General features: G+C 42.0%; 15 protein-coding genes. 14 read left to right on the forward strand and 1 reads right to left on the reverse strand.

The features are described 5' to 3' along the window. The first annotated feature begins 27 nt into the window (after positions 1–27). The 14 genes from NST58_RS14850 (at position 28) to NST58_RS14915 (ending at position 11,888) form a co-directional block, all read left to right on the forward strand. Positions 28–1,197, forward strand: a complete 1,170-nt coding sequence (locus NST58_RS14850; RefSeq protein ID WP_076305482.1) for an MFS transporter — start codon at positions 28–30, stop codon at positions 1,195–1,197. A 152-nt stretch (positions 1,198–1,349) separates the two neighbouring features. Beyond that, entirely contained in the window at positions 1,350–1,970 is a 621-nt protein-coding gene (locus NST58_RS14855) for a thermonuclease family protein (protein WP_339248558.1), read from the forward strand. Between the two features lie 67 nt (positions 1,971–2,037). Beyond that, complete coding sequence (locus NST58_RS14860) at positions 2,038–2,478, forward strand: NUDIX hydrolase (protein WP_076126240.1); 441 nt, start codon at positions 2,038–2,040, stop codon at positions 2,476–2,478. A gap of 201 nt (positions 2,479–2,679) precedes the next feature. Beyond that, positions 2,680–3,039 (forward strand): BlaI/MecI/CopY family transcriptional regulator, encoded by a 360-nt coding sequence (locus NST58_RS14865; RefSeq protein WP_076126183.1) that lies wholly within the window; start codon positions 2,680–2,682, stop codon positions 3,037–3,039. An 11-nt stretch (positions 3,040–3,050) separates the two neighbouring features. After that, positions 3,051–4,583, forward strand: a complete 1,533-nt coding sequence (locus NST58_RS14870) for a M56 family metallopeptidase (protein WP_339248561.1) — start codon at positions 3,051–3,053, stop codon at positions 4,581–4,583. A 135-nt stretch (positions 4,584–4,718) separates the two neighbouring features. Further along, complete coding sequence (locus tag NST58_RS14875; RefSeq protein WP_339248564.1) at positions 4,719–5,822, forward strand: PRK06851 family protein; 1,104 nt, start codon at positions 4,719–4,721, stop codon at positions 5,820–5,822. A gap of 148 nt (positions 5,823–5,970) precedes the next feature. Further along, positions 5,971–6,687 (forward strand): AzlC family ABC transporter permease, encoded by a 717-nt coding sequence (locus tag NST58_RS14880; protein ID WP_076190048.1) that lies wholly within the window; start codon positions 5,971–5,973, stop codon positions 6,685–6,687. Further along, entirely contained in the window at positions 6,684–6,995 is a 312-nt protein-coding gene (locus tag NST58_RS14885; RefSeq protein ID WP_036686713.1) for an AzlD domain-containing protein, read from the forward strand. The genes NST58_RS14880 and NST58_RS14885 overlap by 4 nt, the downstream gene beginning before the upstream one ends. 31 nt (positions 6,996–7,026) lie before the next feature. Next, entirely contained in the window at positions 7,027–8,526 is a 1,500-nt protein-coding gene (locus tag NST58_RS14890) for a PLP-dependent aminotransferase family protein (RefSeq protein WP_339248566.1), read from the forward strand. Between the two features lie 36 nt (positions 8,527–8,562). Continuing rightward, positions 8,563–9,552 (forward strand): ROK family protein, encoded by a 990-nt coding sequence (locus NST58_RS14895; RefSeq protein WP_076190051.1) that lies wholly within the window; start codon positions 8,563–8,565, stop codon positions 9,550–9,552. A gap of 79 nt (positions 9,553–9,631) precedes the next feature. After that, the gene (locus NST58_RS14900) at positions 9,632–9,901 is read left to right on the forward strand and encodes a PQ-loop domain-containing transporter (protein WP_076126195.1); all 270 of its coding nucleotides are present in this window, start codon (positions 9,632–9,634) and stop codon (positions 9,899–9,901) included. A 46-nt stretch (positions 9,902–9,947) separates the two neighbouring features. After that, positions 9,948–10,823 (forward strand): serine/threonine protein kinase, encoded by an 876-nt coding sequence (locus NST58_RS14905; RefSeq protein WP_076190053.1) that lies wholly within the window; start codon positions 9,948–9,950, stop codon positions 10,821–10,823. Between the two features lie 26 nt (positions 10,824–10,849). After that, positions 10,850–11,290, forward strand: coding sequence for an NUDIX domain-containing protein (locus NST58_RS14910; protein ID WP_076218016.1), 441 nt, complete (start codon positions 10,850–10,852; stop codon positions 11,288–11,290). Between the two features lie 64 nt (positions 11,291–11,354). Next, positions 11,355–11,888, forward strand: coding sequence for a hypothetical protein (locus tag NST58_RS14915; RefSeq protein WP_076126201.1), 534 nt, complete (start codon positions 11,355–11,357; stop codon positions 11,886–11,888). A gap of 11 nt (positions 11,889–11,899) precedes the next feature. Here the strand turns inward: NST58_RS14915 and NST58_RS14920 are convergent, their stop codons facing one another. After that, positions 11,900–12,334, reverse strand: coding sequence for a DUF4395 domain-containing protein (locus NST58_RS14920; RefSeq protein ID WP_076126204.1), 435 nt, complete (start codon positions 12,332–12,334; stop codon positions 11,900–11,902). Positions 12,335–13,459 lie beyond the last annotated feature (1,125 nt).

A 13,459-nucleotide genomic window follows, 5' to 3' on the forward strand; every position in this document is an offset into this window, starting at 1 on the left:
TAAATATAAATGGAGGATTATTTTAAAATGAAAAAGGTTAACCCTTTGCTTATTATTATTTTGGCTTTAGGCGTATTTGGCATTATTACAACGGAAATGGGGATTATAGGTGTTCTGCCACAGGTAACTCAAAAATTTAATATATCAACTTCTCAGTCTGGATGGCTTGTAAGTATATTTGCTTTAGTTGTTGCTATTTCAGGTCCATTTCTGACCTTATTGGCTTCTGGAATTAATCGTAAAATAATTCTATTAACTGCTGTACTTATTTTTGCAATTTCAAATATTGTTTATGCGTATACGACCATGTTTGAAGTAATGCTGATTTTCCGTATTATCCCTGCTATTTTTCATCCCGTGTTTTTTTCAGTTGCACTTGTTACCGCTGCCCAACTTGTCCCTCCGGAAAAGAGCACCAAAGCAGTTACAAAGGTTTTCGCCGGAATAACGGTCGGGTTTGCTTTTGGTGTACCTTTGACTTCTTATCTCGCGGACAAAATTTCGTTAGAAGTCGCTTTTCTGTTTGGAGCTGTCGTAAGTATAATTGCCTTTTTAGGAATACTAGCTTGGCTTCCTTCCATGCCAGTTAAAGAAAAAATGTCATATGGTAAACAACTTGGTATTTTACGCAAACCCCTATTGTGGTTAAATATTGTGGCAGTTATTTTTATCTTTGCAGCTATGTTTTCTGTGTACAGTTACTTTGCTGAATATCTTGGGCAGGTAACACATATGAACGGGTCATGGATTAGTATCATGTTGATGGCCTTTGGGATAATCATGATTTTTGGGAATTTTTTATTTGGAAGCCTTTTGCATAAAGGCATTACAAAGACCGTTATCATGTTTCCATTGTTATATGCGGTAACTTACTTATTCGTATATTATCTAGGTTCTTATTTCCTTCCGATGGTTGTTATCATAATCATTTGGGGGGCAGTGCATTCCGGCGGACTGATTGTCAGTCAAGCATGGTTAACGACCGAAGCGAAAGAAGCTCCCGAATTCGGTAACAGCTTGTTTATCTCATTTTCCAACCTTGGAATTACTATAGGGACTGCTATCGGTGGTTGGTTTATTTCTCACGCAGGAATACATCAACTCATCTGGATCGGAATTATGTTTTCCCTGCTTGCTTTCTTATCGATCATAATCAAAATAAAGATTTCCAAATTAAACGTGGTGGAAGTAGAGTAAAGGCGAAACAGCGATAGCCAAGTATCTTTTTTCTGGTACATGGCTGTCGCTGTTTTCTATGATTAGTAGTACAGTCTTGTGTTTTTAAGTTTTTTAATTTATTTTTAATAGACCCCATGAAATTACATACGTGTATAAGAAAGAGGTTAACAATGAATAAGATTTATCTAGTAAAAAGCTTTTTAGCTATCACACTCTTACTTGGAACAACAACTGCCTGCAACTTAGCCGAGCAGATTACTTTAGAGCCAGTTCCAACGATTACGGCTGATTCCAGTTCTGGATTGGGTTCTACGCCAGACAATACAACAGAGGACAACAAACGTTTAATAGATGCAAAGGTAACACGAGTAGTCGATGGTGACACCATGAAGCTGACTATAGGCGGCAAAAAGGAAACCATTCGTTTATTGCTGGTCGATACTCCAGAGTCAGTGAATCCGAACATCCCCGAACCACAGCCCTTTTCGTTAGAAGCTTCTGATTTCGCCAAAAAGATGCTTACGGATAAAGATGTACAAATTGAACTAGATGTATCGGAGCGGGACAAATATGGCCGCCTACTTTGTTACCTCTATATAGATGGGAAAATGTTCAATGAGATTCTGCTAGAGCAGGGTTATGCACGTGTAGCCTATGTATTTGCACCTAATACAAAATACGTAGATCAATTTAGAGCGATTCAGGATAAGGCGCGAGAGCGGGGAAGAGGTATTTGGAGCATTGAAAATTACGCGCAAGACAATGGTTTTCATGTGCAGAAAAAGAAATAAATTTTAATTAGCTTAGGATACTTGAGCCTATTAGAAGAAAGGATGTAGTTTTTTGAGCGATTATATTATGGAGTTAAGAAAGCTGGTAGGTACCAGACCGCTTATAATGGCAGGAGCCTGCGTTTTATTGTGCAGCAATCATCAATTATTATTACAACGTAGAACGGACAACGGATGCTGGGGTTTACCAGGTGGCTCGATGGAGCTTGGGGAGACTTTAGAAGAGGTCGCTAAGAGGGAGCTTTTTGAGGAAACGGGCTTAACAGCCAAAGGTCTTGAATTGTTCGACATGTTCTCTGGAAAAGATCTTTATTATAAATACCCGCACGGGGATGAAGTATATAATGTTGTGGCTGCGTATCTATGCACAGACTTTGATGGGGCGCTAAAAGTAGATGGAATTGAAGTGCAAGAATTGCGTTTTTTTAATTATGCAGAATTGCCAAGCGAGCTGTCTCCTCCAGATGTTCCCGTCATTAAGAGGTTTTTGGATCGTTTTGTGAAGTGATGTCGGATGGTATTCAAAAGATTAAAGAGGGCTGCCTAGTGGTAGCCCTTTCTTTAGTTTGCCATTTCCTCGGAAGTTTCAGTACATCCACGAATTTTCCTGTTGAAAATAACTATAGCAGCAGTGTTGACTTCGTCAAACTATTGGAGTAGTCTGTATCCAAGACCCAAACTATTGCAATAGTGTAAGGAGATGATTTAAATGACTATTAAACTTTTTGATTCGGAACTTAAAGTAATGGAAGTGTTATGGAAAGAAGGAGATAGGTCTGCCAAACAAATTTCTGATATTTTGAAGGCTGAGATTGGTTGGAATATGAATACAACTTATACTGTTATCAAAAAGTGTATTGGTAAAGGTGCAATTGAGCGCTATGAACCTAATTTTATGTGTCATGCGTTAATTGCTAAGGTGCAGGTACAAGAAATGGAGACAGATGAGCTGATTGACAAGGTGTTCAATGGTTCTGTCGACAAGTTATTTGCATCCTTACTTGGGCGTAAGAAATTATCTGCTCAACAGATTGAGAAGCTCAAACAAATCGTCGATAACGTTGAATGAGGTGATGGCCTATGAGCACCTTTATGAATATGAGTTTTACTGCTGCGGTGATGATCGTGGCTATTATTGTCATTCGAGCGCTGGTCATCAATAAGCTGCCTAAGAAAACCTTTATGGTGTTATGGGGGGTGGTTGTATACAGACTACTGATTCCCTTTTCTTTGCCGTCACCATTTAGTATTTACACATGGGTTGATAGTTTACCTTTGAATAATTCGAACAATGTGACTTTCGTTAATCCGTCCTCCCCACTAACCTTAACCATGAATCTAGTAGGTTCGACTTCGACGTCTGAGGTTCAGTCGATTAATAACCATTTGTCTTTTGCTATCTCGTCTATCTTAGTCATTTGGATAATGGGTATGGTTATTTCCGCATTGTACTTCATCATCACTTATGTGAAATGTCGAAGAGAATTTCATGCTTCTTTGCCTGTTGATCATCCCGTTGCTTTGAAGTGGCTAGATGAACATAAGTTGACTCGCACGATACAGATCCGGCAATTGGATTTAATCCGTTCACCCCTAACCTATGGAATTAAGCATCCAGTAATCCTACTGCCGAAAAATACAGACTGGAGTAATATTGAGCAGATACAATACATTCTTATGCATGAACTAGTACATATTCGACGATTCGATCAGATAACGAAGCTGATATTAACAGCTGTTCTCTGTGTTCATTGGTTTAACCCGTTAGTGTGGGTCATGTATATGCTGGCTAATCGTGATATTGAACATTCCTGTGATGAAACGGTTGTGCGATCATTTGGCGAAACAACGAAAAGAGCTTATGCGATGTCTCTTATAACAATGGAAGAACGAAAGAATAAGCTAAACCCTTTAAGCAATCATTTTTCAAAAAATGCGATTGAAGAAAGGATTATGATGATTATGAAGATGAAAAAAACGACCACCGCTGCGACTGTTCTAGCCATTGTCTTAGTTGTTGGTGCTACGGCTGTTTTTGCAACCAGTTCAGCGAAGTCTGTTGGCTTGAAGACGAATCAAGATTCATCTGTGTTGACTCGTGGGGACAATGATAATATTCAGTACTCAACGAATGGAGGAAAGACATGGATGAGCCAAGTGGAGTATGAAGCAAAATATCCCGTTTCAGATGTAGAATGGTGGACTTATGATGAATACAAAGCTTGGCTCGAAGATGAAAAAATAGAACTCCCAAAAATAATTGGAGGAAAAGCATGGACCTCAGGAGATGGGTGGTTCACATGGACACAGAAGCGTGTGGATGATGTTATCGCTAGGTATGAAAAAAATCTTGCTGATATTAAGAACGGGACAAAAATTTCAAAGACCGTGAATGGTCAGGACGACATGATGTTGTCCTCTAATGCGACTGAAATAAGTACTTCTGTCTACAGTGAAACCATTTCGTCGGACAACGGTGAGGTTATCTCATTTGGCCCGTTTGACACGAAGGAAGAGCTTCTTGCTAAGGTTAAACCTTACTGTGAGCAACAAGTCAAGCAAGGAAATATGACGCAGAGGGAAGCGAAAGAGATACTGAGCAAATACAATTAAGAATAATCTAAGAGTGTGTTGTCACATAAATGTTAGATTCCTGCTTAACTTCGATTTCTAAAGCGTCACCCTTCCCGCAGAACGTTAATAAGATGAACAATGAAACATGACATCAGCCCGGAAAGGTGTGCGATTATGGACGGAACAATCCTGAATTTCTTTGCTGGCGGCAACACAGCTCACGGCTTCTCTAACCTCTATGAGTCGTCATTGCAAGGTTTAACACGTTTGTTTGTTTTAAAAGGAGGCCCCGGTACGGGGAAAACTAGAATCATTCGAGAAATCGGAGATCTTCTGGCTCAACAAGGTTATGAGATCTGGTTAATTCACACAGCGTCAGATAATGATTCACTCGACGGAGTGGTTATTCCTGAATTAAAAGTAGGAATTATAGATGGTACGGCTCCACGGGTCATTAAGCCAGAATTGCCTGAAGAGGCCATCATACATGTGAATTTGGAGCAGGCCGTCGATACGCTCCAGTTAAGCCAGCGTTGTATTGAGATCGACAGCTTAGTTGATCAGTACACGGAAGAGCATGAACTCGCTTATTCAGGCTTTGCTGAAGCACTCCGCATTCATGACGAATGGGAAGCGATTTATATTGCGACAATGAATTTCCAAGCCGCTGATGAGCTGACTCAGGAGTATATTCAACTTCTGTATGGTGATCAGAACTTCGAAAAAGTAAGCCGGGTGGATCACCGTTTTTTAGGTGCAGCTACGCCTAAGGGTGCAGTGGATTTTGTACCTAATTTAACCGCAGGGCTAAAAAGATATCTTGTAAAAGGTCGCGCGGGTTCCGGTAAATCTACACTTTTAAAAAAATTGGCGGCTGAAGGAATAAAACGTGGTGTCAATGTTGAGATTTACCACTGTGGTTTCGATCCGAACAGCCTTGATATGATTATCGTACGCGAGCTTGGGTTTGCTATTTTTGACAGCACAGCTCCGCATGAGTATTTCCCTGATCGTGCTACCGACGAGATTGTTGATATGTATTCACGGTGCATTCAGCCAGGTACGGATGAAGCTTTTGCCGAAGCCATCGCAAGTATTAAAGAGCGATATTCCAGCACCATGAAACAATCCATTCAACATCTGACTGATGCCAAAGTATTTTTGGATGAGTTAAAGACAATCTATGCCGACGCTACAGATTTTGACCATGTAGATCAGATTAAATCCCAAATTCAACAAGAAATCAGCGGGATTGTAGAAAGTCCTCAGGAGGTTTAACCTTCATTAAAGATCGCTCTCTTAGCGGGCGGTCTTTTTTCTATGTCAAGAAATTGGTATGGTACATACGCACCCATGCGGTTATTTCCACCAGAATTGTATCCAAGTATGCTCTCTCTAGGGACAACGATAAGGGAGAGAGAAACTTATGAGTGATCAGAAAGTGATGTTTAGAACGGGTCTTAAGGATTCTGTAGCTATTGTTGCAGGATTTATTCCTGCTTGTTTTACGTTTGGATTGGTCGGTAAGGGATTAGGCCTGGGGAGTCTGGAAGTGTTCTTATTGTCAGCGCTCGTATTTGCGGGAGCCAGCCAATTTATTGGCGTGAAAATGCTTGCCGCTGGTGCCGCCGCTCCAATGATCCTGCTGCTTACGTTGATCATTAATTTAAGATATTTGTTTATAAGCCTATCTTTTGGGGGTCAGCTTGACCGTACAATCAATTCACTGTCCAAAGTCTGGATTGGGTTCAGTTTAACAGAAGAAGTGTACGCTGTTAGTATGATCCCCCGCAATCATTCAAAAGAAAATATAAAACTTCCATATTTGCTGGGTCTACAAATTCCTCCGTATATAGCAAATTTGCTGGCAACAGCTGCGGGAATATCGCTGGCATCCTACATTCCGGCTATATACTTACCTGCTTTGAACACCTCATTATATGCCTTACTGATAGCACTAATAGTGCCACAACTAAAGGGAAGCATTCGGAATTTGGCCATATGTTTAGCAGCGGCGGGTTCTTCATGGCTTCTACATCCCGTACTTGGAAACTCCTCGATACTTGCAGCTATGTTAATGGGTATGGCAGTAGGCTCCTTATTTCGAAAGCAAGCTGAAGTAGAAAAGGAGGTATCCGTATGACTATTCTGATCATTATCGGGATGGCAATCCTTACATTTTCATTTCGTTTTGTACCTTTGCTGCTGACAAAGCATACGAATGGCTCTTCCAAAGTCCAAGCTTTGTTGGAATATTTGCCTATCGCGGTTCTTAGTGCTTTAACGGTTCCTGGGATATTTCAGGTGGACGCAGATGACAATCTTGTAGGTATCGCTTCGGGTATAGTCGCTGTTATACTGGTATTAATTAGGAAAATCCCGCTGTTACTCGTGATCTTAGGCGCTGTTTCTGCAGCACTAATTGTAAAAATCCTTACTATGAACCATTAAGAAAACCCGGATTAGAAGGGTAGGAAATCTTATGAAGCATGAATTGCTGATTACTCTCGATAAACAAAGACCTATTCCATTAAGCCGTCAAATTTATGAGCAGGTTCGTAATGCTATCCATTCAGGAGCTTTAAGTGGGGGGGATTCACTGCCTCCATCAAGGACTTTGGCCAATCAACTGGAAGTATCCAGAAGTGTAATTCTTCAATCCTACGAGCTACTTCAAGCAGAGGGTTATCTGGAGATGAGAAAAGGGGCAGGAACCTATATAACGGGGCTGCCGGTGGAGGAGAAAGACCCCCAGGATTCTGAGAACCCTTACAATTTTATAACGAAGGGTCCTGATTTCCTAACACTCAATCCTACTTCTATTATAGAAAACGACTTGAACACAGTATTATGTAATTTTCGGCACGGTGTACCTGCATGGGACGCTTTTCCAATGGATCAGTGGCAAAAAGCATTAATGAATGCCTGTCGTCGTGCATCTCCTGATACTTTGGGTTACGGCCCGGTCGAGGGCTCTTTGGGACTACGCCAAGAGATTGCACGTTTATTACGGTCCACACGTTCGATGCCCGTGGTTCCGGAGCAAATTGTGATTACATCCGGGGCAACGCAGGCATTGGATATATTATCGAGAATTTTTGTTTCAAAAGGTGATCATGTTATTGTTGAAGATCCATCACATAACGTTGTGCGGGAGATTTTTTCGTTCGCTGGAGCGGTGGTTACACCCATCAGAGTTGACCTAGAGGGTATCTCTGTAGATGAGCTCCAAGTAAGCTGTGATACCATCAAAGAAGGTCCTCATAAAAAACCAAAACTAGCTTATGTCACTCCCTCGCATCAGTTTCCTTTCGGGGTGACCCTGTCGATGAAACGAAGAGTGCAGTTACTGGAATGGGCCAAAGCCCATCAAGCTTTTATTATTGAAGATGATTATGATAGTGAATACAGGTACGAGGGGCCGAAGCTATCATCACTTGCTGGACTAGATGTTGAGGGTAGAGTAATTTATGTAGGCAGCTTTAGTAAAGTGTTATTTCCTTCTCTGCGCATAGGTTATGTTGTATTGCCTCCGACTTTGATTCAACCTTTTTTGGCGGTCAAATGGATAACAGATCGTATGTCTTCTGCTTTGGATCAGGAAGCGTTGGCGGAATTTATTCAGAATGGACATTATGCAAGGCATGTTACGCAGATGGGGAAACTTTATGCTGCCCGCAGGGCTTGTCTAGTAAAAAGTTTGGATGCTGAATTTGGCAGTCGTGTCCGCTATTATGGGGAAGAGGCGGGTCTTCATTTATTAATTGAGCTGGAATCCAATGCCGAAGAGCATCGTATAGCTGAATTGGCGTTACGCTATGGAGTTCGGGTTTATCCTGCGTCTTCTTATTTTGTGGGCATTAAACCTCAAGGTCCTGTCTTTCTACTTGGTTATTCCAATCTCACCGAGAATCAGATTAAGATGGGTGTGAACCGCTTGATGTTAGCTGAAACGGAAGCGGCAGTTAGTACTAGAACTTAATCGAAAACGATAGAATACCTAATTCTGGAGGTTTTTATGAAACGGTATATGTTAGGGATTGATCTTGGCGGAACCAATATTAAAGCAGGGATTTACGATACTGATTTTATAGCTGTAAAAGAAAGATCTATACCAACAGAGGCTGCTAAGGGCCCGGCCCATGTGTTGGGACGGATTAGAGAAGCAGTACGTTTAATCACGGATGAAGCGAATATTCCATTAGATTTGGTAGAAGGAATGGGAATCGGAGTGCCAGGATTACTTGATCCAGTAACGGGAATTTCTTTTTTCTCACCGAATTTTCCGGATTGGGAGCATGTACATGTTGTAGATGAGATGAAAAAATTCTATGACTTTCCTACTTTTATTGATAATGATGTTAGGGTTAATCTTTATGGTGAATGGCAACAAGGTGCAGGAAGAGGGTATAACAATCTGGTTCTGATTACCTTGGGAACGGGATTAGGGTCGGGTATTGTGAACGACGGAAAAGTGATCTACGGTACGTCTTATAGCGCTGGTGAAATTGGGCATATGAATATGTACAGGAACGGGCGTCCCTGCAAATGTGGAAGCTCCGGTTGTTTGGGGCGATATGTGTCCGCGATTGGCATGGTGAATACTTTTAAAGAAAAGCTGAAAGAAGGTCGAACAAGTATAATTCAGACTTGGACTAAGGATCAAGATGAGCAAATTACCGCGTTAATGATATCTGAGGCTTACGAACTTGGAGACGCTCTCTCTATGGAAGTAATGCAGGAGACTGGAACTATACTTGGGTTTGGATTAGCGAATGTTGTGAATATCCTCAACCCGGATCTTATTATTGTAGGTGGGGGAATGGCAGCGGCGGGAGATAAATTGCTCCAACCTGTAAGAGAGACTGTGCATCAGCATGCGTTGAAGCTATCAAGCAGTAAGTGTAAAATTGTTCAAGCAGAGCTTGGGAGTCGAGCAGGAACTATAGGTGCGGCCTCTTATGCGTATAGTAAGCTGCAAGATGCAGGGAAATTAAACTTTGCTTAGTGTTATTTGTTTTTTACATGAAATGGAACCAGATCGAGCCGCCCGGAATACAACTGTATAAAACCGTGGAGGTGCTCTTATGTTTGCAATCATGCAATTAATAGGTGGAGTGATTCTTTCTTTGGGATGGATCCCGCAGATTGTTCAAATCCTCAAATCAAAATCCGTAGCCGATTTAAATCTCAAATCGTATTTACTTATGCTGCTCGGGATTAGTTTAATGGAAGCTTATGCGATCAGTTTGGCGGTTACGGGGGTTGGATTAGCTTTTTTGATTACGAATACGATGTCTTTATGTGTTGTATTGCTGGTTATTATTCTAGTGATTAAATATCGAACAAGACCATGAATGAAGCTAATAGATATAATCTAGATAATGAATGTAGGAGGTTAATTTGCGCGAAAAATATTATACATATGAAATCGATGCGGTAATTTTTCAATTGCAGGAAGCCTGTGATTTTGCTTGGTTAACTAAGCTGGGAAAAGTGTTTAAAGTGTTCGATCAGCAAGACTCCGGAAATCTTTCTTTTGGTGTGGAGCAGGAGGGGAAGAAGTATTTTGTGAAATTTGCTGGGGGGAAACCTTTGACTTATGCCGGGAATCCTCAGGATGCTGTTAACCGTTTAATTGAAGCTATTCCGTTATATAACGAACTTAGATATGATGCGCTGATCACGCTACTGTCACATTTTGAAGTTGAGTCGGGGTATGTAGCAGTCTTTGATTGGTTTGCAGGTGAATGTTTACATTCGCATTGGCTGTTTGCGGGAGAAGCGAAGCTGAGTCATCCGGAGTCGCCTTTTTTTCGTTATAAGCAATTATCCGTTGAAAAACGTCTGTCTTCATTAGATGTAATCTTTTCGTTTCATGAATATGTGGAGTTACAGGGTTATGTGGCTGTCGATTTTTATGATGGAAGTATTCTATATGATTTTGTAAACGATGAAACTAAAATTTGTGATATTGATTATTATAGACGTAAGCCTACTGTAAATGATCTGGGAGAGAACTTCTGGGGTTCATCCAGATTTAAGTCACCGGAAGAGTTTAGCTTGGATGCGCCGATTGATGAAGTTACGAATGTATTTAATATGGGCGCCACAGCATTTGTTTTGTTAGGAGGAGCATCCGATCGATCGTTTGCAAAATGGGAAACCAGCCAAGCCCTCTACGAGGTTGCTTTGCGGGCTGTCAGTGCGGTGAGGGAGCAGCGGTATCGGAATATAGCGGAATTTAAATTGGCTTGGGATGCGGCAAAAAATGTTTGAGGCTGGAGGGAAGGCGAGGGATATAATTGCTGGTAAACTTTTATGATTTGGATAAGGAAAAAGAAGTTGAGCTGAAGTACGTTGTTATTATGGTTAAACATGGTGAAGAATGGATCTTAGCGAGACATCAGAACCGTTCGACGTGGGAGTTTGCCGGAGGGCATATAGAGGTTGGTGAAATCCCGGAGCAGGCTGCTGCCAGAGAATTATATGAAGAAACGGGTGCGGAACAATTCTCACTTTTTCCAATAGCTATTTATAGGGTCACTAGTATCGACGCTCCAGAAAATTATGGTAAGTTATATTTTGCAAATGTGGAACAGTTCGCAGAACTTCCTCCTTATGAGATGGCAGAAATCAGAGGATTTACTGAGATACCAAAAGAGCTGACGTATCCCTTGATTTACCCAGCCTTGATATCAAAAGTTCAGGATTTCATTAACCATTCATCTTCAGCTGTAGGATAAGAATGATAGCCCTGCTGTTGTCACATGATATGATTAATAAATAGAACAAGCAGGAGGGATTTCATTGAAAAGAGACATTCAGCATGTACCCTATGGCTATGAGCCGCCAGTTGAGCAACGTAAAGGGACTTTAGTGTTTTACGACTCTTTTGAACATATAACAGATCAAGAGCTTGAAGTGGCGGCAAAAACTGCAACAGACCGGCGTTTCACCAAACTGGTGTTATATCCACTTCATGAGGAAACGGTGCGACGGATGACCAAAGAGCCGGTGAGCGCTTATTATAAGCGAGAGGACCGGCTGCATGAATGGAAAAGGGAGCAAGGGCGTAGCTTTATCACGGTAGAGAGTTTGGAAGGGAAGCGAAAGAAGTATACTCCGCTTGATTCAGCGTTGCGGCATCTTTTGGAGATCTATCCTTCGCCGATTTTTCTGTATTTAACGCCTGAGGTGGCGAATCAGTTCGCGTCTTATTCTTCTTTTGAAGAGTGGATTGTAAAGATTCGGTTATTGTTGCCAGCTGCACCTTCATCACTGCATCCACGGTTACTAAAATTTCGCCATCGCTGGGATGTTGTTGGAGAAGAGAGAGATTAAAATTAACAAATTTAATTTGTGCTGCTTTGTTTACGTCTATAATTGTACATTCTCCATTGATAATGGATAAAACATCCGATACAAAAACCTAGGATTGCCACAGTGGCGGCCACCGCAACGAGCGCTGTGAAAATGTAAGCTGCGATCGTCCAGCCAACGATGAAGCTGATGAGACCCCCTGCGAGGCAGAAGACAGCTATGCTTTGATTAAACTGTTGTTGTGACCAGTCTTCGAGTACATAGTGGGAACGCTCTTTTGTCAGAAACCTGGCAGCTAGCTTAATGATGGGATTATAACCGAACAAAAGACCGAGCAATCCGGCAAACAAGGGCAGCGCTAGTATCCAGTGTTGTCCTGTTAGCCAGGTTAATATTACAGAAATGACGATAAACGCCTGATTAGTTTTTACTAATGGCCGGGGAATTCCTTTGGGCACGTTTTGCATTTTATTCACACCTTTCTCATTGGAATAATTATAGTATACGCTGGGATTGTGGGAATGGGAAGTAGATAATTTCAAGCGGACGTGGGGTGTCGGGATTTAATTTAGTGAGGGAGAGAGAAGGTATGGAGATGGCTGGAAGCGGATGGGGAAGATGGGGCGGATGGAGGCAGATGAAGCAGATGGGCGGATGAAGCAGACGGGCTAGATGGGGGCAGATGGAGCAAATGGGGCGAGTGGGGGCAGAAGGAGCAGAAGGAGCAGAAGGAGCAGAAGGGGCAGAAGGAGCAGATGGGCTGGATGGAGGCAGGTAGTAATTTATTGCGAAAATACAGATGGACAATAATAGCATCCACCCACCCAGCACATTACGTCCTCACCTCCTCTCCACAGCACATTGGGCCTTCTCTCGTTCACACCATCTCGTTCACCTCATCTCCTGCACAACATCTCCTTCACCTCATCTCATTCACTCCATCGGACCCCAGAGTCCTTATTTGCTGGAAAAGTAACCTTTTGAAAGATTAACGGACCCCATTGCAGCTATGAGCACAAAAAGGGATGAAAACAGTCCGGTTTGAGGGGAATAGCGGCGCTGAGGTCCGAAAAATTGTGAAAGGACATGATTTAGCGCAAATTGCTGCATCTGAGTACGATAGAAATGCTAGCTTGAGAGCAAGTGTAGTACAGGGAAAACAAAAGTGTGAGAGTAAGTGTGAAGCAAGGGAGTACACGGACAAATGTATGCGCGGAAATAGTGTGGGACAAGTGTAGTAACTAACGAAGCTAATAGCTCGATGAGAAGTAAATGTGAAGTAGAAGGATGCTCGAAGTTAGGAGCCATCGGACCCCAGAGTCCTTATTTGCTGGAAAAGTAACCTTTTGAAAGATTAACGGACCCCAATGCAGCTATGAGCACAAAAAGGGATGAAAACAGTTCGGTTGGAGTGGAATAGCGACGGTGAGGTCCGATAAATTGTGAAGAGACATGATTTAGCGCAAATAGCTGCATCTGAGTCCGATAGGAATGTTAGCTTGAGAGCAAGTGTAGTACAGGGAAAACAAAAGTGTGGGAGTAAGTGTGAAGCATGGGAGTACACGGACAAATGCATACGCGGAAATAGTGTG

It is taken from the genome of Paenibacillus sp. FSL R10-2796 (genome assembly GCF_037965315.1).
In the GTDB taxonomy this organism is placed as follows: domain Bacteria; phylum Bacillota; class Bacilli; order Paenibacillales; family Paenibacillaceae; genus Paenibacillus_AQ; species Paenibacillus_AQ odorifer.

Excerpts from the sequence above, each read along its gene's own strand:
- NST58_RS14850 (WP_076305482.1), top strand. The coding sequence starts at position 28 with ATGAAAAAGGTTAACCCTTTGCTTATTATTATTTTGGCTTTAGGCGTA.
- NST58_RS14890 (WP_339248566.1), top strand. The coding sequence starts at position 7,027 with ATGAAGCATGAATTGCTGATTACTCTCGATAAACAAAGACCTATTCCA.
- NST58_RS14860 (WP_076126240.1), top strand. The coding sequence starts at position 2,038 with ATGGAGTTAAGAAAGCTGGTAGGTACCAGACCGCTTATAATGGCAGGA.
- NST58_RS14875 (WP_339248564.1), top strand. The coding sequence starts at position 4,719 with ATGGACGGAACAATCCTGAATTTCTTTGCTGGCGGCAACACAGCTCAC.
- NST58_RS14885 (WP_036686713.1), top strand. The coding sequence starts at position 6,684 with ATGACTATTCTGATCATTATCGGGATGGCAATCCTTACATTTTCATTT.
- NST58_RS14865 (WP_076126183.1), top strand. The coding sequence starts at position 2,680 with ATGACTATTAAACTTTTTGATTCGGAACTTAAAGTAATGGAAGTGTTA.
- NST58_RS14895 (WP_076190051.1), top strand. The coding sequence starts at position 8,563 with ATGAAACGGTATATGTTAGGGATTGATCTTGGCGGAACCAATATTAAA.
- NST58_RS14900 (WP_076126195.1), top strand. The coding sequence starts at position 9,632 with ATGTTTGCAATCATGCAATTAATAGGTGGAGTGATTCTTTCTTTGGGA.
- NST58_RS14920 (WP_076126204.1), bottom strand. The coding sequence starts at position 12,334 with ATGCAAAACGTGCCCAAAGGAATTCCCCGGCCATTAGTAAAAACTAAT.
- NST58_RS14880 (WP_076190048.1), top strand. The coding sequence starts at position 5,971 with ATGAGTGATCAGAAAGTGATGTTTAGAACGGGTCTTAAGGATTCTGTA.
- NST58_RS14855 (WP_339248558.1), top strand. The coding sequence starts at position 1,350 with ATGAATAAGATTTATCTAGTAAAAAGCTTTTTAGCTATCACACTCTTA.
- NST58_RS14870 (WP_339248561.1), top strand. The coding sequence starts at position 3,051 with ATGAGCACCTTTATGAATATGAGTTTTACTGCTGCGGTGATGATCGTG.